This is a genomic window from Streptomyces sp. NPDC088252 (assembly GCF_044740965.1).
GTDB lineage: Bacteria > Actinomycetota > Actinomycetes > Streptomycetales > Streptomycetaceae > Streptomyces.
Genome location: NZ_JBIURS010000002.1, coordinates 1 through 21,788 on the forward strand (window position 1 = coordinate 1; position 21,788 = coordinate 21,788).

Here is a 21,788-nt window from a genome sequence, read left to right on the forward strand (position 1 = left end):
TCTCAGGCCGGCTACCCGTCGTCGCCTTGGTAGGCCATCACCCCACCAACAAGCTGATAGGCCGCGGGCTCATCCTTCACCGCCGGAGCTTTCAACCCCGTCCCATGCGGGACAGAGTGTTATCCGGTATTAGACCCCGTTTCCAGGGCTTGTCCCAGAGTGAAGGGCAGATTGCCCACGTGTTACTCACCCGTTCGCCACTAATCCACCCCGAAGGGCTTCATCGTTCGACTTGCATGTGTTAAGCACGCCGCCAGCGTTCGTCCTGAGCCAGGATCAAACTCTCCGTGAATGTTTTCCCGTGATCGGGACAACACAACACGAGAGCGGAACCATCGGCCGGAATAAGACCGACGGTTCACAGCGTCCTCGCTGTGTAAATTGCCTGCCGGATCAATGATCCCGCAGGACTTTCAAAGGAACCACCAACCTGCCGAAACAGGCCGGGGTATCAACATATCTGGCGTTGACTTTTGGCACGCTGTTGAGTTCTCAAGGAACGGACGCTTCCTTTGTACTCACCCGCAGAACACTCTCTGAGGCTTTCCTCCGGGCTTTTCCCTTCGGTCTTGCGTTTCCGACTCTATCAGACTCTTTCGTGTCCGATTCCCGGTCGAAGCGGGGCCGCTTTCCAGTTCCACGCTTTCGCGTTTCCCTTTCCGGCGAGTCCGACTCTATCAGATCCTTTCGGGCCTGATTCCCAGTCAGCGGGGCTTGTCTTCCAGGCCCTTGGGCCGTTCCGACGAGTGAGACTTTAGCGGAATCCTGGGCCTCGACGCTAATCGGGGTCGCGTTCCTTCGAACGCGGATTCCTCATTTCGCAAATGCGCACAGAAAGCCGGGCGACAGATGTCGCCGACCAGATGTGGTTACTGCGGAATGGCTGTCCGGGGACCGACCGGGGTCGGCGCTCACGTCGGACAACTCGGAGCACATTACGGTTGCGGGCGTGTCGTGTCAACCCCGAGCTGGGCCGGGTCCGGATGGAGGTCCTCGCGGCAGCCGCGTGGGGTGGAGGTGAGGGGTCGGCATCGCGGTCGTCGCGGCGCTCTCGGCCCGTGGGCCGTGCGTGTGAGCACGTGTGAGGCGGAGGCGGAGGTCGATGCCGGTCGCGGTGCCTGCCGATGTTCCGATGTCGTCGTCGCGAACCCACCGTCGTGTCGTTGCCCGGCGGCGGGTTCGCGGAGGTGGCGCGCGGTTCGGAGCTGACCGGGGCTGCGGGGCGGTGGTGGGCCCTGTCCGGTCAGCCGTTGCCGGTGGCGAGTTCGCGGCTGCGGTCGCGGGCGGCTTCCAGGGCAGCGATGAGGGCGGCCCGCACACCGTGGTTCTCCAGCTCGCGGATGGCGCTGATGGTGGTGCCGGCCGGGCTGGTGACGGCTTCGCGGAGCTTGACCGGGTGTTCGCCGCTGTCCCGGAGCATCACGGCGGCCCCGATGGCGGCCTGGACGATCAGTTCGTGTGCCTGGGCCCGGGGCAGACCGAGCAGGATGCCCGCGTCGGTCATCGCCTCGACGAGGAAGTAGAAGTACGCGGGGCCCGAACCGGAGAGCGCGGTTGCCGCGTCCTGCTGTGACTCGGGGACGCGCAGGGTCTTGCCGACGCCGCCGAAGATCGCCTCGGCGGTGGCGAGGTGCTCGGTGGTGGCGTGGCTGCCCGCTGAGATGACGGACATGCCCTCGTCGACGAGGACGGGGGTGTTCGGCATGACGCGTACGACCGGGGTGTTCGCGGTGAGACGGTCCTCGATGAACGTGGTCGTGATGCCCGCGGCGGCGCTGATGACCAGGCGGTGGGCGGTGACGTGCCCGGCGAGCTCGTCGAGGAGCCGGCCCATGTCCTGGGGCTTGACCGCGAGGATGAGGATGTCGGCGCGCTTGGCGGCCTCGGCGTTGGTGACGGAGTCGACTCCGTAGCGGCTGTGCAGTTCCTCGGCGCGTTCGGAGCGGCGGGTGGTGACCAGCAGGTTCGCCGGGCGCCAGCCTGCCCGGATCATGCCGCTGAGCAGGGCCTCGCCGATCTTGCCGGTGCCGAGGACGGCAACTGTCTGGGTCATGCGGTTCACCCTCCGGGCTGTGCTCGCTGTTCTCGGTGCGTCGTGCTGACGGGGCTCGGTGCGCGGGCCCGTACGCGGGCCTGTGCTTGTGTCCGTCATCCTCGCACCGGGGGCGGTCAGGCGGTACGGCGGCGGAGTGTGGCCGCGCCGAGGGCGAGGACGAGCAGGGCGCAGCCCGCGACGACCAGGACGTCGCGGACGAAGTCGCCGGTGACGTCGGAGTGGTGGAGGACCTCGTTCATGCCGTCGACCGCGTACGACATGGGCAGGACGTTCGAGACCGCTTCGAGGGCGGGCGCCATCCGGTCGCGTGCGATGAACAGACCGCAGAGCAGGAGCTGCGGCAAGATGACCGCCGGCATGAACTGGACCGCCTGGAACTCCGACGCGGCGAAGGCCGAGACGAAGAGGCCCAGTGCCGTGCCGAGCAGGGCGTCGAGCAGGGCGACGAGGAGGAGCAGCCACGCGGAGCCGGTGACGTCCAGGCCGAGCATTTGGACCGAGAGCGCGGTGGCCAGGAGGGACTGGAGGATCGCCACGGCTCCGAAGGCCAGGGCGTAGCCGCCGATCAGTTCGCCCTTGCCGAGCGGCATGGCGAGGAGACGTTCGAGCGTGCCCGAGGTGCGTTCGCGCAGGGTGGCGATCGAGGTGACCAGGAACATCGTGATCAGCGGGAAGATGCCGAGGAGCGACGCGCCGATGGCGTCGAAGGTGCGGGGACTGTCGTCGAACACGTACCGGAGCAGCGTGATCAGCACGACCGGGACCAGCAGGAGCAGCGCGACGGTGCGGGGGTCGTGGGCCAGCTGGCGCAGGACGCGGGCGGCGGTGGCCAGGGTGCGGGCGGGGCTCAGCGGTGGCGCGGCCGGGTGGGTGTGGGCGGAAGACAGGGACTGCGGGGTCGGGGTCGTGCTCATCGGAGGGTCTCCTGACGGGTGGCGGCTTCGTCGACCAGGTGGAGGAATGCCTCTTCGACGGTGGCGGTGCGGGCGGCGGTGCGCAGGGCCTCTGGTGTGTCGTCGGCGAGGATCTCGCCCTCGCGCATGAGCAGCAGGCGGTGGCAGCGCTCGGCCTCGTCCATGACGTGGGAGGAGACGAGGAGTGTGGTGCCGCGGCCGGCGGCGAGGGCGTGGAAGAGGTTCCACAGCTCGCGGCGGAGTACCGGGTCCAGGCCCACGGTCGGCTCGTCGAGCACCAGGAGTTCAGGGGTGCCGAGCAGGGCCACGGCGAGGGAGACGCGGGTGAGCTGACCGCCGGAGAGGGCGCCGGCCAGGGCGTCGGCGTGGCTGGTCAGGTCCACCTCGTTGATCGCGCGGGCGACCGCGGCGCGGCGGGCGTCCCGGTGGCGGCGGCCCGGCTGGAGGATCGCCGCGAAGTAGTCGAGGTTCTGCCGCACGGTCAGGTCCGTGTAGACGGACGGAGCCTGGGTGACGTACCCGATGCGCGGGCGGAGGGTGGGGTGGCCCGCGGGGCTGCCGAGCACGTCGAGGGTGCCGGTGACCTTGGCCTGGGTGCCCACGACGGCACGCATCAGGGTGGACTTGCCGCAGCCGGATGGGCCGAGCAGACCGGTGATCCTGCCGGGTTCGACGGTGAAGTCGAGGTCGCGGAGGACGGTGCGGTTGCCTCGTACGACGGCGAGGCCCCGGGCCTCGATGGCGGCACCCGAAGAATTCATCATGCGGTGAATTTTTATCCTGGCGGCCCCTCTCGTCAAGACGCGGGGCAGCGGTGGCGGCGCGGAGGCGCCGCGGCACGGGTGGGACGTGGCGTTGCTGGGGAGCGGGCGGTTGAGGGCGCGATCGGACGGAGGTATTCCACCCCTCTGTGCTTCCGTGCCCACCGACCGGTTCCGGATACGGGACGGATGAGCAACTCCCGTAAAGGACAATGAATTTCACCGTCCCCCCGGTATCCGCGCATCTCCCGGTCCATGACGTGTCCGTCAGTCGATGGAGGTGCTTCCCGTGCGTGGTTTTCCGAATGTCCCGGGCTTTCGATCCTTTTCGATCCCGCGTGCCGACTTCGCCGCTTCGCTCGTCGTCTTCCTGGTCGCCCTGCCGCTGTGCGTGGGGGTGGCCGTCGCATCGGGGGTCCCGGCCGAACTGGGACTGATCACCGGGATAGTCGGCGGGCTCGTCACGGGCCTGCTCCCGGGCAGCAGTCTGCAGGTCAGCGGGCCCGCCGCCGGTCTGACCGTGCTCGTCTACGAGGCGGTGCACAGCTATGGGGTCGGCACCCTGGGGGTGCTGGTCCTGGCCGCCGGTGTGGTGCAGGTGGGGCTGGGGGTGCTGCGGCTCGGGCAGTGGTTCCGGGCCGTGTCCGTGGCCGTCGTGCAGGGGATGCTCGCCGGAATCGGCCTCGTGCTGGTGGTGGGGCAGCTGTACGTGCTCGCCGACGCGGTGGCGCCCGGGACCATGGGGCAGAAGCTCGGCGGGCTGCCGCGACTGGCGCTCGGCACGGGGGTGACGGGCAGCGCGGTCGCCGTCGGGATCGGGGCGCTCCTCGTGCTCCTGCTCTGGCCGAAGTGGCCGCGAGCAGCCCGGTTGGTCCCCGCGCCCCTGGTCGCGGTGGGACTGGCGGCCGGTGCGACCTGGCTGTTCGACCTGCCCGTGCAGCGGGTGGCGGTGAGCGGGCTGCTGGATGCCGTACGACCGCCGGAGGCCGGGGACTGGGCGCGGCTCACGGAGGTGGGCGTCATCGGCACCGTCCTGGCGTTCGCGCTGGTCGCCTCGGCCGAATCACTGTTCGGTGCGGCGGCCGTGGACCGGCTGCACGACGGTAGGCGGACGGACTACGACAAGGAGTTGATCGCGCAGGGCACGGGCAACGCGGTGTGCGGGCTGCTCGGCTCGTTGCCGATGACCGCGGTGATCGTGCGCAGCGCGGCCAATGTCCGCGCCGGGGCGAGGACGAAGGCGTCCCGGGTGCTCCACGGCGTGTGGCTGTTGCTCTTCGCCGCTGCCCTGCCGAGTGCGCTCGAAGTGATTCCCGTGGCGGCGCTGGCTTCGGTGCTGCTGCATGCGGGCTTCAAGCTCGTTCCCGTACGGGCGTTGGTGCCGCTGTGGCGTGAGCATCGCGGGGAGGCGGTGGTGCTCGCGGTGACGGCGGGGACGATCGTGGCCACGAGTCTCTTCGAGGGAGTGCTGGTGGGGCTGCTGCTGGCCGTGGCCAAGACCGCCTGGGACATCAGCCATGTACACATCGAGGCGCATGAGGACGACGGCGACGGGGTGTTGCGGGTCCGGGTCGCGGGCCACGCCACGTTCCTGCGGCTGCCGAAACTGCTGGACGCGCTGGACGGCCTGCCGCACGACCGGACCGTGGTGCTGGACCTCAGCGGGCTGCACCACACCGACCACGCGTGCGCAGCGGCCCTGGAGGGGTGGGCCACGGAGCGGAAGGCCCGAGAGGCTCGCGAGGAACGGCGGCTGTCGGGTCAGGAGCGCGACGGAGGCGATTCGGGCGGGGACGAGGACGGGCGGATCGCCACGTTCAGGTCGACCACGTAACGCTCCTCGACCGTGCCGTCCGGGAAGACCGCCCGCGAGCGGGTCGCGCTCCTCGGCGAGGAACCGGCGTGTGGGTTCCTCGCCGAGGACGAGGAACGCGGAGTGGCTGCCGAGGTCGGCGAGGTGGGTGTCGAGGGGCACCGTCCGGGGCCAGGGCACCAGGCGGTGCACGAAGTCGAACTCGGACGGCAGGTCACGGGAGCGGACGGGCGAGCCGTGGGCGCTTTCGTCGGCGCCGAGGAAACGGCGCAGGCGGGCATTCTGCTCGGCTGTCCAGGGGACCGCGTGGTCGAAGACGTCCCGCCCAGACGGCGAGTGCGCCGCCGGGGCGCAGGACGCGCAGGGCCTCGGAGCCTGTCGGGTGGCCTCGGAGCGGCCGGGAGGTGGGGCCGGGGCCGTGGGCGGAGGCCGAAGGAGACATGACCCGTGCGGGGCCCGGTGCCGGTGCTCGCGAGAAACGGAGATCGGGTCTCGGCCGCGCGCGGAGCCCGCCCCGCACGAGGCAAGTCCGGCCGCGCTCGTGCGGCGTGGCCCCGGACCCTGCCTTCGGTTCCTACTTGCGCTTGGGCCGCTTGCCCTTGGGGGTCTTGGCGGTCTTGCGGGCAGCCGGATTCCCGGTACGGGACGAGCGGCGCTTCGCGTAGCGGGCCAGGGCCGTCTCGTACTCCGTGCGGCGCAGTCGCTCGCCCGGCGCCTCCATGAACGTACGGAGGAAGTAGGCGATCAGCGAGCCGACGAAGCCGATCGTCTTCAGACCGCGCAGACTGGCCTCGCGCGCCGGATCGGCCGGACGGCGGCTGAACCCCTCCCATGTCTTGCGGAAGGCGATCGCGCTGCAGATGGCGAACATCGCGACGATCAGGATGCCGACGAGATTGCCGACATCGGCGATCTGCAGCCCCTGGTAGGCGAAGCGCAGGACGAAGCAGGCGGCGACCGCGGCGACGAGGGAGCCGACCGCCGCCCCCACGCGTCGCAGCCCGTAGCCCCCGTCGTGGTCGACCCAGGTCGTACCGAAGAAGAACAGGGGCTCGGGCCGCGGACCCGGCGTGCTGGAGCCGGACGCGGCGCTGTCGGGTGTCGCGCCGGTACCGGGGTCTTCGCTGTTCTCGCTCACGAGGTCGATTATCCCCGGGCGGCCACGGCCCCGGTCACGCCGGTCACCGACGCGGGAACCCGGACCCGGTCCCGGCCCCGACGGGGTCGTGGCCCCGGACGGGACGGGGGCGCGGTCAGTCGCAGCGCGGGGCGATGTAGCCGTCGCTGCCCGTGTGGACGTAGGCGTCCGACACGAACTGGCCGTTGGCGATGTTGTCCCAGATGTTCGAGGTGCCGTACGGGCCGGTGACCCGCTCCCCCGGCTTCTGGCAGTAGACCGCGACCTTCACTCCGTACGGGAGCGTGCGGACGATGCCGTACTGGGTGCCCGGTCCCGTGCGGACGTTGACGCGGTAGCCGGGTGCGATGGGGTACCGGGTGACGTCGTCGGTGCCGGCGAGCGCGGCCGTGCCCTCGGCCGCCCCGGCTGCGTCGGTGGTGACGGTGTCGATCTGCTCTTCCATGGCCATGAGGCCCTCCCCCGTTGAGAGACGGTGTGTACGACGCGCAGGCTACAAGCCCCGGCGTTATCGCACGCACCATCGACTAGGCTCCGTGCGTCGCGCTTGCGGACGAACACACGGGGGTGGGCGATGCCGCCGCTGCGAGGTACCGGAGCGAATCCGGAAGCGGAGCATCCGGAATACGCCGGTCAGTACCGCCTTGAGGCATGTCTCGGCGTAGGCGGCATGGGCGTCGTGCATCTGGCCCGCTCCACCTCCGGACTGCAGCTCGCCGTCAAAGTGGTGCATCGGCACTACTCCGCGGACCCCGAGTTCAGGGCTCGTTTCCGGCAGGAGGTCGGGGCGGCGAGACGGGTCAGCGGAGCCTTCACCGCGCCGGTCGTCGACGCCGATCCGGATGCCGCGCGCCCGTGGATGGCCACGCTGTACGTGCCCGGTCCCACGCTCTCCGATCAGGTGAAGCGGAACGGGCCGATGGCCCCCGCCGCGCTGCGCAGACTGACGGCGGGACTCGCCGAGGCGCTGCGCGACATCCACCGGGCCGGGGTGATCCACCGAGACCTCAAGCCGAGCAATGTGCTGCTCTCCGACTCCGGGCCCAAGGTCATCGACTTCGGGATCTCCCGGCCGTACGACAGCGACCTGCGCACCGAGACGGGCAAACTGATCGGCTCGCCGCCGTACATGGCGCCCGAGCAGTTCCAGCGGCCGCGCGAGGTCGGGCCCGCCGCGGACGTGTTCGCGCTGGGAGCCGTGCTCGTCCACGCGGCGACCGGCCGGGGGCCCTTCGACTCCGACAGCCCGTACATCGTGGCCTACCAGGTGGTGCATGACGAGGCCGATCTGGCAGGGGTGCCGACGGATCTGGCTCCGCTGATCGGGCGATGCCTGGCGAAGGACCCCGCGGAGCGGCCCACCCCGGACGAGATCATGGCGACGCTGAGCCCTCCTTCGTACGATGCCGCCGCGTTCATACCGTCGCAGCGGCGGCCCGGCACGGTCGGGAACCAGGCCGAAGCCGGCGCTGGAGCCGACGCCGGAACCGAAGGCCCCGCGGTCGCGGCGCCGGGGGCCGGGGCGGAGGCGGACACGCATGTGGGCGCGGGCGGGGCCGGGCGGGGCAGGAAGGGCACCGCGACCGGCGGCGGCAGACGGCGGTGGCAACTGGCATCCGCCGCCACACTGCTCGTCGTGGGTGTCGGCGGGGTGTGGGCGGCCGGCGTCGTGGGCGGCTCCGACGAGCCGGGGAAGTCGGGTGGTGGCGCGAAGGTCCCGGCGACGTTCGCGCCGTGGCGGACGCCGCTCGTGACCTCGGGCAGCGCGACGCCGGTCTGTTCCTCGGCGGGCGGCACCGGCGAGCAGGCCGGGGAGGGGACGTCCGGCCGGACCGCGGCGTTGTACTGCGCCACGGGTGGTACCGGCGCCGCCCGGCTGGATCCCGCCGACGGCCGGGTGCTGTGGACCCGTCGCTCCGCCGGGAACGCTCCGACGTCCGGCGTGCTGTCGGTCTCCGGCGGCCTGGTGCACAAGGCCGTGCCGGGCGGGAAGCTCCGGGCGTACGACCCGGCCAAGGGCGAACAGGTCTGGTCCGCGGATCTCTCCCCGTACCTGGGCACGCCCTTCGCCGCGGGTGACACGCTGCTGCTGACGGCCGAGGACGGCACGACCGAGGCGCTCGACTCCGCCACCGGCGTGTCCCGCTGGCGGCATTCGCTCGCGGGGCACCGGCGCCCGGACTTCGCGGTGTACGACGCCGCGTCCGGGCTCGCCTACGCGTTCGAGCACTCGGCCTACGGGTCCACCACACTGGTCACGGCCCTGGACTCGTCTTCCGGGCACATGGCGTGGCAGCGACGGCTGGACGGAATGCTCACCCCGGTGGGGACCTCCGGCGGCGCACTCGTCCTGACCTCCATGAACGGGGACACCCAGACCGTCGGGCTCGTCCGCTACGACCCGGAGAGCAGGCACGTCTCACGCGTGGCGCTGCCGTTCCGGATGAACGAACCGGAAGCCGTGGTGGGTGGGGACACCGCCTATCTGCTGGCCCACGGCGGAACCCTGGTCGCCGTCGACATGCGCCCGGCCGGCGGGAAGGGCGACGGAAAGCGGGACGGCAAGGCCGTGCTCTGGCAACTGGAGACCGCGGCCGGGCGGACGTCGGCGCCCGTCCTCGCCACCGGGAACCGGCTGTACTTCTCCTCGGCGGACGGGCGCCTGCTCGCCGTGGACACCGAGCGCGGGACGCTGCTGGGCCAGACGAGCCCCCGGCTCCGGGACGGGAAGCTCAGCTACGCCTCGGCGCTGCCGGCCCCCGTCACCGTCGGCCGGACCGTCATCGGGACCGCGCCCGACGGGTCCGTGTTCGCCGTCGACGGCAAGGACCCCGCTCACTGGTGAGAGCGGGGCCCGGCCTTCCATGGCGTTCGCGGCTCGGTTCAGCCGAGCTTGGACACGTCCCGCACCGCGCCCCGGTCCGCGCTCGTCGCCATCGCCGCGTACGCGCGCAGCGCCGCGCTGACCTTGCGGTCGCGGTTCTTCGGCGCGTACACACCGTTCAGCGCCGCGCGGCGGGCGGTCAGCTCGGCCTCGGGGACGAGGAGCTCGATCGAGCGGTTCGGGATGTCGATCCTGATCCGGTCGCCGTCCTCGACGAGCGCGATGGTGCCGCCGGAAGCGGCCTCCGGCGACGCGTGGCCGATGGACAGCCCCGACGTACCGCCGGAGAAGCGGCCGTCGGTCACCAGGGCGCAGCTCTTGCCGAGGCCGCGGCCCTTGAGGAAGGACGTGGGGTAGAGCATCTCCTGCATGCCGGGGCCGCCGCGCGGGCCTTCGTAACGGATGACGACGACGTCGCCTTCCTTGATCTCCTTGCGGAGGATCTTGTCGACGGCCTCCTCCTGCGACTCGCAGACGACCGCCGGGCCCTCGAAGGTCCAGATCGACTCGTCGACGCCCGCCGTCTTCACGACGCAGCCGTCCTCGGCGAGGTTCCCCTTGAGGACCGCGAGGCCGCCGTCCTTGGAGTACGCGTGCGCCAGGTCGCGGATGCAGCCGCCGGCCGCGTCCAGGTCGAGGGTCTCCCAGCGCTCGGACTGCGAGAAGGCGGTCGCGGAGCGGACGCATCCGGGAGCCGCGTGCCACAGCTCGACGGCCGCCGGGGACGGGGAGCCGCCACGGATGTCCCAGTTCTTCAGCCACTCGGCGAGGGAGTCGGAGTGGACCGAGTGCACGTTCTCGTCGAGCAGGCCGCCGCGGTGCAGCTCGCCCAGGATGGCGGGGATACCGCCGGCCCGGTGCACGTCCTCCATGTAGTACGTGCCGCCGGGCGCCACATTGGGCGCGACCTTGGACAGGCAGGGGACGCGGCGCGAGACCTCGTTGATGTCGTCGAGGTCGTAGGAGAGCTCGGCCTCCTGCGCGGCGGCGAGCAGGTGCAGGATCGTGTTGGTCGAGCCGCCCATGGCGATGTCCAGCGCCATGGCGTTGTCGAACGCGGCACGGGTGCCGATGGAGCGGGGCAGGACCGTCGCGTCGTCCTGCTCGTAGTAGCGCCTGGTGATCTCGACGACCGTGCGGCCGGCGTCCTCGTACAGCGCCTTGCGGGCGGTGTGCGTGGCGAGGACCGTGCCGTTGCCGGGGAGGGAGAGGCCGAGGACCTCGGTCAGGCAGTTCATCGAGTTGGCGGTGAACATGCCGGAACAGCTGCCGCAGGTGGGGCAGGCGTTCTCCTCGATGCGGAGGATGTCCTCGTCGGAGATGTTCTCGTCGACCGCGTCGCTGATCGCGTTGACCAGGTCGAGCTTGCGGACCGTGCCGTCGACGAGGGTGGCCCGGCCGGCCTCCATCGGGCCGCCGGAGACGAAGACCGTCGGGATGTTGAGGCGCATCGCGGCCATCAGCATGCCGGGGGTGATCTTGTCGCAGTTGGAGATGCAGATCAGCGCGTCCGCGCAGTGCGCCTCGGCCATGTACTCGACGGAGTCGGCGATCAGGTCGCGGGAGGGGAGGCTGTAGAGCATCCCGCCGTGACCCATCGCGATGCCGTCGTCGACGGCGATCGTGTTGAACTCGCGGGGCACGGCGCCTGCGGCCTTGATCGCGTCGGAGACGATCCGGCCGACAGGAGCCAGGTGGGTGTGGCCGGGGACGAACTCGGTGAAGGAGTTGGCGACCGCGATGATCGGCTTGCCGATGTCCTCGCTCGCTACGCCCGAGGCCCGCATAAGGGCGCGGGCGCCGGCCATGTTGCGGCCGTGGGTGACAGTGCGGGACCTCAGCTCGGGCATCGTCTCTCGCTCCTTCGACAGAAAAGACTGCTTCCGAGCCTACGCCTCCGGCTCCAAGATCTGGACACGCTGTCCGCCATACGGGACAGGATGCTCGATGGACGGGCGGCTTGCCGAGGCGGCACGGGGCGCCGGGGCGCGCGGGCGGGCGGGACGGTTTCGCCGCAGGCCGCGGTGGTGGGATCAGGATTCCGTCAGGTAGCGCTGCAGCGTCGGTGCCACCATCTCGATGATCCGCTCGGGGGGTGCCGAAGCCAGTGGCTCCGCCCGGATCACATAGCGCAGCATCACGATCCCGATCATGTGCGAGGCGGCCAGTTCCGCGCGGAAGGTCGCGTCCGGGACGTCCAGCGTCCGCGCGACGCGTTCCAGGAGGCGGCGCAGGACGAAGCCGCGGAGGACCTTCGCCGCCGCCTCGTGCGTCAGCGCGGACCGCATGACCGCCAGCAGCGGAGCCCTCGACGCCGGGTTCTCCCACACGGCGATGAAATAGCGGGCCAGCCGCTCCCCCAGGCCGTCGGTACCGCTGCCCAGGATGGCCGGGATCGCCAGGGCCGGCTCGAAGGAGAGCTCGATGGCGGCCGCGAAGACCTCGTCCTTCGTACCGAAGTAGTGGTGGACGAGGGCGGAGTCGACGCCTGCCGCCTTGGCGATGCCCCGGATCGACGTCTTGTCGTAGCCGCGCTCCGCGAATTCGGTACGGGCGGCCTCCAGGATGCGGGTACGGGCATCGGGGCCGGTGGTGTCGGCCGCGCGGGAGGGGCGGCCTCGGCGCCTGGGAGCGGGGTTCGCGGGGCCGTCGGCGCCGGTGGGGCCGTCGGTCACGGGCGCGGCGCCTCGGCCGAGGCGGACGCCAGGTGGAGCCGGGTGAAGGCCAGCGCCTCCGCCAGGTCGGCCTCGCGTTCGGCAGTGGACATGGCGCGCCGGGTATTGACCTCGATGACGACATGGCCGCCGAAGCCGGTACGGGCCAGATGCCCCAGGAGTTCGGCGCAGGGCTGGTCGCCACGGCCGGGCACCAGGTGCTCGTCCTTGTTGGAGCCCTTGCCGTCGGCGAGGTGGATGTGGGCGAGCCGGCCGCCCATCCGGTCGACCATCGCCATGCCGTCGGCGCGGGCCGTCGCGGTGTGCGAGAGGTCCACGGTGAAGTGGCGGTAGTCGTCGTTGGTGACGTCCCAGTCGGGGGCGTACGCGAGCATCTCGCGGTCCCGGTAGCGCCAGGGGTACATGTTCTCGACGGCGAACCGCACGTCCGTCTCGTCCGCCATCCGCCAGATCCCACTGACGAAGTCGCGCGCGTAGTTGCGCTGCCAACGGAACGGCGGGTGCACGACGACGGTCGTCGCCCCGAGCTTCTCCGCGGCGGCACGCGCCCGCTGGAGCTTCACCCACGGGTCGGTGGACCAGACGCGCTGTGTGATCAGGAGGCACGGCGCGTGGACGGCGAGGATCGGCACCCCGTGGTAGTCCGAGAGCCGGCGCAGGGCCTCGATGTCCTGGCTGACGGGGTCGGTCCACACCATGACCTCGACACCGTCGTAACCGAGGCGCGCGGCGATCTCGAAGGCCGTCGACGTCGACTCCGGATAGACGGATGCCGTCGACAGGGCGACCTTCGCATCCGGGATGCGCACCACTGGTTCTGCCACTGGGACAGCGTACGGGCAGTGGTACGCCTCGCCGAGAGACCCGGGCGGAAAGTGAGAAGGGCCATGGCGGACCCCGGCAGGGTCCACGGCGCCCGGCGGAACCCCGCCCGGCCCCGCGGCGCCGGGCGAACCCTGGCGGGCCCCGCGGCACTCAGCGCAGCGCGGCCTGCTCCGTGGGCAGGTGGTCCAGTCGGCGCAGGATGACGCCCTCGCGCAGCGCCCAGGGGCAGATCTCCAGCTCCTCGACCCCGAACAGATCCATGGCGCCTTCCGCGACCAGCGCCCCGGCCAGCAGCTGCGCGGACCGGCCCTCGGAGACCCCGGGCAGGTCGCACCGCTGCTGGACGGTCATCGACGCCAGCTTCGGCACCCACTCCTCCAGCGACTTGCGGGTGAGGGCACGCTGCACGTACAGACCGTCGGTGGTGCGCGCGGCGCCCGCGATCCTGGCGAGCTGCTTGAAGGTCTTGGAGGTGGCGACGACGTGGTCCGGGCGCCCGAGGCGGGTGAACTCCCCGACGCTCCTGGCGATCCTGGCCCGTACATGGCGGCGCAGTGCCTTCACGTCCGCCGGGTCCGGCGGATCGCCCGGCAGCCATCCGGCGGTCAGCCGGCCCGCCCCGAGCGGCAGCGACACCGCGGCGTCCGGCTCCTCGTCCATGCCGTACGCGACCTCCAGCGAGCCGCCACCGATGTCCAGGACCAGCAGCCGCCCCGCCGACCAGCCGAACCAGCGGCGGGCGGCGAGGAAGGTGAGCCGGGCCTCCTCCGCGCCGCTGAGGACGGCGAGGTCGATGCCCGTCTCCTCCCGTACCCGGGCCAGCACCTGGTCGGCGTTGCTCGCCTCCCGCACCGCGGACGTGGCGAACGGCAGAACGTCCTCGCACCCCTTGTCCTCGGCGGCCTGCAGCGCGTCGGTGATCGTCGCCACGAGCCGGTCCACACCGTGGGGGCCGATCGCCGCGTCCTCGTCGAGGAGTTCGGCCAGGCGCAGTTCCGCCTTGTGCGAGTGCGCGGGCAGCGGGCGCGCACCGGGGTGCGCGTCCACCACCAGCAGATGCACTGTGTTCGAACCCACGTCGAGGACTCCGAGTCTCATACCCGGAACGCTACCGGGGCGGCGGACTTACTCTTGGCCCGTGCCAAAGACGAAAAAGGCGAAGCCGGGCAAAAACACGAAGAAGCAGAGAACGAAGCAGGAGATGCAGCAGCAGGAAGCGAACGGACCGAACCGGTCCGAGGACGAAACGGGTATCGACTTCGCACGCGCCTGGGTCGAGTTCCCCGACCCGGCGGACGACGAACAGGTCTTCCGGTGCGACCTGACCTGGCTGACGTCCAGGTGGACCTGCATCTTCGGCAGTGGCTGCCAGGGCATCCAGGCGGGCCGCGCGGACGACGGATGCTGCACCCTGGGCGCGCACTTCTCGGACAAGGACGACGAGAAGCGCGTGGCGGGCCATGTCGCACGGCTGACCCCTGACCTGTGGCAGTTCCACGACGTCGGCACCAGGACCGGCTGGGTCGAGGTCGACGACGACGGGGAACGCCAGACACGGCGCTGGGAGGGTTCGTGCATCTTCCAGAACCGTCCCGGCTTCGCGGCGGGCGCGGGCTGCTCGTTGCACATCCTGGCGCTGCGGGAGGGCAAGGAGCCCCTGGAGACCAAGCCGGACGTCTGCTGGCAGCTGCCGATCCGGCGTACGTACGACTGGATCGACCGGCCCGACGACACCCGCGTGCTCCAGGTGTCGATCGGCGAGTACGACCGCAGGGGCTGGGGTCCGGGCGGTCACGATCTGCACTGGTGGTGCACGTCGGCGACCTCCGCGCACGGGGCCGGTGAGCCGGTGTACGTGTCGTACCGGCCGGAACTCACCGAGCTGATGGGCAAGGAGGCGTACGACCGGCTGGTCGAGCTGTGCGAGGAGCGCCTGTCCTCGCTGCTGCCGATGGCGCCGCACCCGGCGGATCCGGCGTAGCGGCCCGGGGCGTGACGACGACGGCGGGGACCGGGAGGCGCGGCCCCTGAGGCCGGGGCGTGACGGCCGGACGCCGTGCGTCGGCCGGTGTCGCGCGGGTCGACGGTGCGGTTCGCCTCGCCCCCCGACGCCCCGTTTCAGCCCGCCGGGGTGGTCGTGCCGGACCCGGGGTCGGTGGGGGGCGTCGGGTCCGGGGTCGGGGTCGGATCGGTCGGGGCCGGGTCCGTCGGCGTCGGTGTCGGTTCGCTCGGGCGGGGTGTCGGATCGGTCGGCCGTGTGGGATGCGGCGAGGACGAGGGCGGAGCCGACGGGCCGGAGGGGGCGGGCGTACCCGGGTGTCCCGGACCGTCGGGTGACGGTGCCGTCGCCCCGCGCCCCCGGATCACCACGACCGAATCCGAAGGGGCGAGGGCGATACGGGCGCTCCACGGACCGGCGGGTTCCCGGGGATGGTCCACGAGGACGCGGACCGTGACGCTCTCGCCCGCGGCGAGCGTCCCCGAGGAACTGCTCAGACGCAGCCAGGACACGTCCGCGCGGGCCGACCAGGCGACGGGGGCACCGCCCGAGGCGGTCAGGCGGATCAGAGTCGTGCCGCCGGACGAGCGGGCCTCGACGGTGAGCCCGCCGATGCCCCGCACCGAACCCGAGCTGATCACCTCGGCCGAGACGTCCGGAGTGCCGCCGTCCCTGAAGCGGGCACCCGGCTGGGGACGGGCGTTGCCGGCGTTCTCGTAGTGGCCGTCCGGAGTGCCGTCGTCGTGGCGGACGTCCGTCTCGGTCGCGGTGACCGAGGAGCCCTCATGGCCCTCGCCGGTCTGCGGTGCGCCGCGGTAGGCGGTCCACAACGCGATCACCGGGGCGGCCACGACCGTCGCCACCACCGTCGTCGTCACGACCCTGGCCCGCATCCGGTCCCGCCGCGCGGCGTGGTCCTTCGGGTCCAGCGGGAAGCCCGTCCGGTCGAAGCGCGGGCCGCCGGACCGGCTCCGCTGGGCGTGGACCATCGCGACGTAGGCGGAGGGTCGCGGTGCCTCGACGACCGGCAGCACGGCGGCCGGGGTGAGCGGCCCGCCCGGCCAGGGGCCCTCGGCGCCGGCCCGCTCGGCGGCCCGGCGGCAGCGGGGGCAGTCGTCGACGTGGCGGACGAGTTCACGGCGCAGGGTGGCGGAGAGCAGGACGCGGTGGTCGCCGGTGAGCCGGGCGACGGTGGGACAGTTGCCGGTCTCGACGACGGCGAGGGCGGCGCGGGTCCGTTCCACCTCACAGGCCGCGGCGGCCAGGAGGTCCCGCGCGGTCGCGGGTTCCAGGCCGAGGACGGAGGCGACGGCACGCGGGGCGAGGCGGTGGCGGACGGCGAGTTCGAGCGCTTCGCGCTGTTCGGGGGTGGTACCCGCGGCCTCGGGCCAGGCCAGCTGGGCGAGTTCGCGGCGGTGCGCCTCGGCGGCGGCCTCGGATTCGAGGGCGCGGGCCTTGCCCGCCGGGATGCCGCCCGGGGTGAAGGCGGCAGGAGCTTTCGCAGGAGCGGCGGGGGGCGTACAGCGTCCCGTGCGCGCCCCCTGGGCGGCCGTCCCGCCCGGCTGTTTGCCCTGAGGCCCGCCCGCCCGCTTCGGTTCCCGCTTCGTCTCCGGCTTGACCGGCTGCCTTCCCGACAGCTTCCCGGCCTTGTGGCGGTGCGCCTGGCGGCCCTGTTTCCGCTCGGCGAGCTTGCGCAGACACATCCACCTGGCCAGCGCGTACAGCCAGGATTTACGTTCCTCCTCGCCCGCCGGGCACCGGCCGCCCTGCCGTTCCGCGATCGCGAGCACCCCGCCGAGCGCCTCGGTGGCGGCGTCGTGGTCGCAGAGCACGGAGAGGCAGTAGGTGAACAGACCGTCGAGATGCGGCTCGTAACGTGCGGGAGGCCGCCGCGGCGAAGGCTGCGCCGCGGGGTGGGGCGCACGGCGCCGCGCCCGGTGTGCGCCGGTGGTGTGCGTAGGGGGCTCCAGCCTGCTGCTCATCACCTGGCGACCGTAGGCAGCACAGAGCATGCTTTTAGCGCCTCTTCAGCACATTTAATCCTTACGGGTGAACGTATCGCTCAAAAGGGGACAGGGATTCATGGTTCAAGAGGCCGAAACCGGGAAGCCGAGGGGCCGGAATCAGACATTTCGGCGGAAGTGCCGGGGTAGTCGCCGGGCACGCGCCCGCGCCGGGTGGCGCCCCGGACCGCGCCCGGCGGCACTGTCCGACCCCACCTATACGGTTGCGCCATGGCTGCCCGTACGAAAACTGCGAAGGACCGGCCGTCCTACCGCTGCACCGAGTGCGGCTGGACGACCGCCAAGTGGCTCGGCCGCTGCCCCGAATGCCAGGCATGGGGGACGGTCGAGGAGTTCGGCGGCGCCCCCGCCGTGCGGACCACCGCGGCCGGCCGGGTCAGCACGGCCGCGCTCCCCATCGGCCAGGTCGACAGCCGACAGGCCACCGCCCGCTCGACCGGCGTGGGCGAGCTGGACCGGGTGCTCGGCGGCGGTCTCGTCCCCGGGGCCGTCGTGCTGCTCGCGGGCGAACCGGGCGTCGGGAAGTCGACGCTGCTGCTCGACGTGGCCGCGAAGGCGGCGAGCGACGACCACCGCACCCTCTATGTCACCGCCGAGGAGTCCGCGAGCCAGGTGCGTCTGCGCGCCGACCGGATCCGGGCGATCAACGACCATCTGTACCTCGCCGCCGAGACCGACCTCTCCGCGGTCCTCGGCCATCTGGACGCCGTCAAGCCGTCGCTCCTCATCCTCGACTCCGTACAGACCGTCGCCTCGCCCGAGATCGACGGGGCGCCCGGCGGCATGGCGCAGGTCCGGGAGGTCGCCGGTGCGCTCATCCGGGCCTCCAAGGAGCGCGGGATGTCGACGCTCCTGGTCGGCCATGTCACCAAGGACGGGGCGATCGCGGGGCCGCGGCTGCTGGAGCATCTCGTCGACGTGGTGCTGTCCTTCGAGGGCGACCGCCATGCCCGGCTGCGCCTCGTGCGCGGCGTCAAGAACCGATACGGCGCGACCGACGAGGTCGGCTGCTTCGAGCTGCACGACGAGGGCATCACCGGCCTCGCCGACCCGTCCGGCCTCTTCCTCACCCGGCGCGACGAGCCCGTGCCCGGCACCTGCCTCACCGTCACCCTGGAGGGCAAGCGCCCGCTCGTCGCGGAGGTCCAGGCGCTGACGGTCGACTCACAGATTCCGTCACCCCGGCGCACCACCTCCGGCCTGGAGACGTCCCGGGTGTCGATGATGCTGGCCGTTCTGGAGCAGCGCGGCCGGATCAGCTCGCTCGGCAAGCGGGACATCTACAGCGCGACGGTCGGCGGTGTGAAGCTCTCCGAGCCCGCCGCGGACCTCGCCGTCGCCCTGGCCCTGGCCAGCGCGGCCAGCGACACCCCGCTCCCCAAGAACCTGGTGGCGATCGGCGAAGTGGGCCTCGCGGGCGAGGTCAGAAGGGTCACCGGGGTGCAGCGCAGGCTGGCCGAGGCGCACCGTCTGGGCTTCACGCACGCGCTGGTCCCGACCGATCCCGGAAAGGTCCCGGCCGGTATGAAGGTCACAGAAGTCGCCAACATGGGTGATGCACTGAGGGTGCTCCCGCGCCGGTCTCGCGCACAGGCCCCACAGGAGGAGAACGCGCGCCGGTAGACTTTGCCCTGGTCTCGCCCGTCCGTACGAACGGCATGAGGGACGCAAGGGCACCACAAACCTGTGACCGGAGGAGTGCAGTGGCAGCCAGCGACCGGGCAGCATCGCCCGGAAAGTCCGGCCAAGGCACCGGTAACGAGGCGCTGATGCGCGCCTCGTTGTCCGCCGTCGCGCCCGGAATGGCCCTGCGGGACGGCCTGGAGCGCATCCTCCGCGGCAACACCGGCGGGCTGGTCGTGCTCGGCATGGACAGGACCGTGGAGTCGATGTGCACCGGCGGATTCGTGCTGGACGTGGAGTTCACCGCGACGCGCCTGCGCGAGCTGGCCAAGCTCGACGGGGCGCTGATCCTCGACAAGGACATGACCAAGATCCTGCGTGCCGGTGTGCAGCTGGTCCCGGACGCCTCCATCCCCACCGAGGAGACCGGCACCCGTCACCGCACGGCGGACCGGGTCTCCAAGCAGTGCAACTTCCCGGTCGTCTCGGTCTCGCAGTCGATGCGTCTCATCGCGCTGTACGTGGACGGCGAGCGCCGGGTCCTGGAGGAGTCCGCCGCGATCCTCTCCCGCGCCAACCAGGCACTCGCCACTCTGGAGCGCTACAAGCTCCGGCTCGACGAGGTCGCGGGCACGCTCTCGGCGCTGGAGATCGAGGATCTGGTGACGGTCCGGGACGTGACGTCCGTCGCGCAGCGCCTGGAGATGGTCCGCCGGATCGCGACCGAGATCGCCGAGTACGTGGTGGAGCTGGGCACCGACGGCCGGCTCCTCTCGCTCCAGCTCGACGAGTTGATCGCCGGCGTCGAGCCGGAGCGTGAGCTGGTCGTGCGCGACTACGTGCCGGAGCCGACCGCCAAGCGGTCCCGCACGGTCGCCGAGGCCCTCACCGAACTCGACGCGCTCTCCCACACCGAACTGCTCGAACTCCCGGTCGTCGCACGGGCACTGGGGTACAGCGGCTCGCCGGAGACGCTGGATTCGGCGGTCTCGCCGCGCGGCTTCCGGCTGCTGGCGAAGGTGCCGCGGCTGCCCGGAGCGATCATCGACCGGCTGGTGGAGCACTTCGGCGGCCTGCAGAAGCTGCTCGCCGCCAGCGTGGACGACCTCCAGACGGTCGACGGGGTCGGCGAGGCGCGGGCGCGGAGCGTGCGCGAGGGGCTGTCGCGGCTGGCCGAGTCGTCCATCCTTGAGCGGTACGTGTAGCGGTACGCGCGGCCCTGCACACAGAAGGGGGCGCCGGGGCCCGGGAGACCGGGCCCCGAAGCGCTTTCCGGAGCCGGCCGGCCTCGGGGGCCCAGCCCTGCTTCGAGCCCCTCCGCCGGCCTTCCGCCCGCCTTCTCCTCGGCCCTCCCCGGCCTTCCGCCCGCCTTCTCCTCGGCCCTCCCCGGCCTTCTCCCGGCCCCTGCCCGCGTCCTTCGCTCAGTCCTTCTCAAGGCGGAACGAGGCGCGCTGCACCGGCTCGCCCGGCGCCTTCGCCTCGACCAGATACGTTCCGGGCGCCGCGGTCCCCGCGGGCGGCGTCGCGCACTGCGGAACGCTCTTCTTGCGGTCCCACTCCACGGTGTGGACGACGGTCGTGCCCGCCGGGACCTTCAGCAGCAGGCTGCCGCCGTTGCGCGGGCAGTCCTTGGAGGACCACACCTGCTTGTCGTCGCCACCGGCCTCGGTGATGGTGAGCACCGCGCTCCTCGGCCCGAGGTCGGCCTTGCAGGTGGTGGACGAGGTGTTCCTGACCAGCAACCGGAACTTCGGCTTCTCGTCGGGGCCGTAGCTGAGTTCGGTGTTCAGGCTCAACTGCAGTGTGGCGGGGGCGCAGTCGGGGAGCGAAGAACCGGCCGGGACCTGCTCACCGGTCACCGCACCGCTGCCGCCCGCGCCCCCGACGCCGGTGCCCGGTCCGCCGCCGGTGCCCGTACCGCCGTCGCCGGTGCCCGTACCGCCGTCGGAGCCCGCGCCCGTACCGCCGGTGCCTCCGCCGCCGGTGTCGCCCGACTCGTCGCGTCCGCCCGGCTGTTGGGTGATGGCCGTACCCGGCTGGGAGGGACCGGGAGTGATCTCGTGCGCGGGCCCCTTGCCGCCGGGCCGGGAGTCGTCCGTGTTCTTCTTGCCGTCGCTGCCGGAAGTGACGGCCCATACGATCAGCAGCGCGAGCAGCGCAACCAGCGTCGCCGCTACGGCCCTCCGTCGCCAGTAGATGGTGGAGGGAAGCGGCCCGATCGGATTACGCAAAGATCCCACGGCGCAAACTCTACGAGAGATCGGCGCCGACTCCCGCCCCACCCGCCGCCCGGCCCCGAAGTTTTGCGGATCATCATCCCGGCCCGTCCCGTTCCGCCCGGAATTCCGGCCGGGTCGGGCTCCCGGAATCGCCCCGTCCGACCACTCCGTTTCGTTGACTAGCCTCTGTCACATGGATAGTTCAGTTACTGCCCCGCTCTACCGGGACATCACCGACTTCGCTCATGACATGCCGTCATGGGTGCAACACCTGGCCGAGATATGGACGGAGCTCGGCCTTCTGGTCTTCGGCGTCCTGTTCATCACCGGGTGGTGGCGCGCCCGCCGGGCGGACGAGGGCGCCCTGGCCCTGGCGGTGCTCGCGCCCCTCGCGACGGCCTTCGCCTATGTGGGCAGCGAGGTGTTCAAGTCGTTGGTGAACGAGGAGCGCCCGTGCAGGGCGGTCGCCGGGGCGGCGGCGTCACTGGTGCCGTGTCCGCCGGCGGGCGACTGGTCGTTCCCCAGCAACCACTCCGCGATCGCCGGCGCGGCAGCCGTGGCCCTGGCGATCGCCCGGCCCCGGCTGGCCTGGCTCACCGTGCCGCTGGCGCTGCTGATGGCCTTCTCCCGGGTCTTCGTCGGGGTGCACTATCCGCATGACGTGGCGGTCGGTCTGCTGCTGGGTGCGGCGTTGGCGGCCGTCGTGGTCGCGGTGCTGCGGCGCCCGGCACACTCGCTCGCCCGCACGGTACGCAGCAGCGGGGCCCCGGTGGCGGCCCTGGTCTCGGGGCCGGGTACGGGGAGGGCACCGGTCACGGCCGGCCGGTCCCGGAGGCGGCGCAAACGGCACTGACGGC

17 protein-coding genes and 1 rRNA gene are annotated in these 21,788 nt (G+C 71.8%); 6 read left to right on the top strand and 12 right to left on the bottom strand.

The genetic code is table 11. The features are described from left to right. The 4 genes from ACIOHC_RS03760 to ACIOHC_RS03775 all read right to left on the bottom strand — a co-directional run. Positions 1–292, bottom strand: a 16S ribosomal RNA gene (locus ACIOHC_RS03760); the annotation flags it as partial. Positions 293–1,243: 951 nt separating this feature from the next. After that, positions 1,244–2,053 (bottom strand): pyrroline-5-carboxylate reductase, encoded by an 810-nt coding sequence (gene proC / locus ACIOHC_RS03765; protein ID WP_389637924.1) that lies wholly within the window; start codon positions 2,051–2,053, stop codon positions 1,244–1,246. 116 nt (positions 2,054–2,169) lie between these two features. Continuing rightward, entirely contained in the window at positions 2,170–2,970 is an 801-nt protein-coding gene (locus ACIOHC_RS03770) for an ABC transporter permease (RefSeq protein WP_365691750.1), read from the bottom strand. Beyond that, positions 2,967–3,734 (bottom strand): ABC transporter ATP-binding protein, encoded by a 768-nt coding sequence (locus tag ACIOHC_RS03775; RefSeq protein WP_351077382.1) that lies wholly within the window; start codon positions 3,732–3,734, stop codon positions 2,967–2,969. Before ACIOHC_RS03775 ends, ACIOHC_RS03770 begins: the two co-directional genes overlap by 4 nt. A 271-nt stretch (positions 3,735–4,005) precedes the next feature. Here ACIOHC_RS03775 and ACIOHC_RS03780 point away from each other — a divergent pair, with 271 nt between their 5' ends. Further along, a complete protein-coding gene (locus ACIOHC_RS03780) occupies positions 4,006–5,565 on the top strand; it encodes a SulP family inorganic anion transporter (protein WP_389637921.1) in 1,560 nt (519 codons plus the stop codon). Positions 5,566–6,118: 553 nt separating this feature from the next. Here the strand turns inward: ACIOHC_RS03780 and ACIOHC_RS03785 are convergent. Together ACIOHC_RS03785 and ACIOHC_RS03790 are read right to left on the bottom strand one after the other, a co-directional pair. Further along, entirely contained in the window at positions 6,119–6,682 is a 564-nt protein-coding gene (locus ACIOHC_RS03785; RefSeq protein ID WP_351077387.1) for a hypothetical protein, read from the bottom strand. Positions 6,683–6,797: 115 nt separating this feature from the next. Continuing rightward, positions 6,798–7,133: an SH3 domain-containing protein gene (locus tag ACIOHC_RS03790; protein ID WP_365691755.1), complete on the bottom strand. Its 336-nt coding sequence runs from the start codon at positions 7,131–7,133 to the stop codon at positions 6,798–6,800. Between the two features lie 123 nt (positions 7,134–7,256). On the opposite strand from ACIOHC_RS03790, the gene ACIOHC_RS03795 reads away from it, so the two are divergent. After that, a complete protein-coding gene (locus ACIOHC_RS03795; RefSeq protein WP_365691757.1) occupies positions 7,257–9,527 on the top strand; it encodes a serine/threonine-protein kinase in 2,271 nt (756 codons plus the stop codon). A gap of 38 nt (positions 9,528–9,565) precedes the next feature. On the opposite strand, the gene ilvD is transcribed toward ACIOHC_RS03795, so the two are convergent. From ilvD to ACIOHC_RS03815, 4 genes are all read right to left on the bottom strand, one after another. Continuing rightward, positions 9,566–11,416, bottom strand: coding sequence for a dihydroxy-acid dehydratase (ilvD, locus tag ACIOHC_RS03800; RefSeq protein WP_351077394.1), 1,851 nt, complete (start codon positions 11,414–11,416; stop codon positions 9,566–9,568). Between the two features lie 183 nt (positions 11,417–11,599). Next, positions 11,600–12,241, bottom strand: a complete 642-nt coding sequence (locus tag ACIOHC_RS03805) for a TetR family transcriptional regulator (RefSeq protein WP_351077397.1) — start codon at positions 12,239–12,241, stop codon at positions 11,600–11,602. Next, a complete protein-coding gene (locus tag ACIOHC_RS03810) occupies positions 12,238–13,065 on the bottom strand; it encodes a sugar phosphate isomerase/epimerase (protein WP_351077400.1) in 828 nt (275 codons plus the stop codon). The genes ACIOHC_RS03805 and ACIOHC_RS03810 overlap by 4 nt, the downstream gene beginning before the upstream one ends. 151 nt (positions 13,066–13,216) lie before the next feature. Beyond that, the gene (locus ACIOHC_RS03815) at positions 13,217–14,164 is read right to left on the bottom strand and encodes a Ppx/GppA phosphatase family protein (protein WP_351077402.1); all 948 of its coding nucleotides are present in this window, start codon (positions 14,162–14,164) and stop codon (positions 13,217–13,219) included. Positions 14,165–14,204: 40 nt separating this feature from the next. Here ACIOHC_RS03815 and ACIOHC_RS03820 point away from each other — a divergent pair, with 40 nt between their 5' ends. Further along, complete coding sequence (locus ACIOHC_RS03820; protein WP_351077404.1) at positions 14,205–15,047, top strand: hypothetical protein; 843 nt, start codon at positions 14,205–14,207, stop codon at positions 15,045–15,047. A 137-nt stretch (positions 15,048–15,184) separates the two neighbouring features. Here the strand turns inward: ACIOHC_RS03820 and ACIOHC_RS03825 are convergent, their stop codons facing one another. Then, a complete protein-coding gene (locus ACIOHC_RS03825; protein WP_401841247.1) occupies positions 15,185–17,047 on the bottom strand; it encodes a hypothetical protein in 1,863 nt (620 codons plus the stop codon). Positions 17,048–17,299: 252 nt separating this feature from the next. On the opposite strand from ACIOHC_RS03825, the gene radA reads away from it, so the two are divergent. Both radA and disA read left to right on the top strand, forming a co-directional pair. Next, a complete protein-coding gene (radA, locus tag ACIOHC_RS03830) occupies positions 17,300–18,712 on the top strand; it encodes a DNA repair protein RadA (protein WP_351077408.1) in 1,413 nt (470 codons plus the stop codon). An 80-nt stretch (positions 18,713–18,792) separates the two neighbouring features. Then, positions 18,793–19,917: a DNA integrity scanning diadenylate cyclase DisA gene (gene disA, locus ACIOHC_RS03835; protein ID WP_351077410.1), complete on the top strand. Its 1,125-nt coding sequence runs from the start codon at positions 18,793–18,795 to the stop codon at positions 19,915–19,917. A gap of 216 nt (positions 19,918–20,133) precedes the next feature. Here the strand turns inward: disA and ACIOHC_RS03840 are convergent, their stop codons facing one another. Beyond that, entirely contained in the window at positions 20,134–20,952 is an 819-nt protein-coding gene (locus ACIOHC_RS03840; RefSeq protein ID WP_351077412.1) for a hypothetical protein, read from the bottom strand. Between the two features lie 172 nt (positions 20,953–21,124). Here ACIOHC_RS03840 and ACIOHC_RS03845 point away from each other — a divergent pair, with 172 nt between their 5' ends. Then, a complete protein-coding gene (locus tag ACIOHC_RS03845; protein WP_365691765.1) occupies positions 21,125–21,784 on the top strand; it encodes a phosphatase PAP2 family protein in 660 nt (219 codons plus the stop codon). Positions 21,785–21,788: the final 4 nt, after the last annotated feature.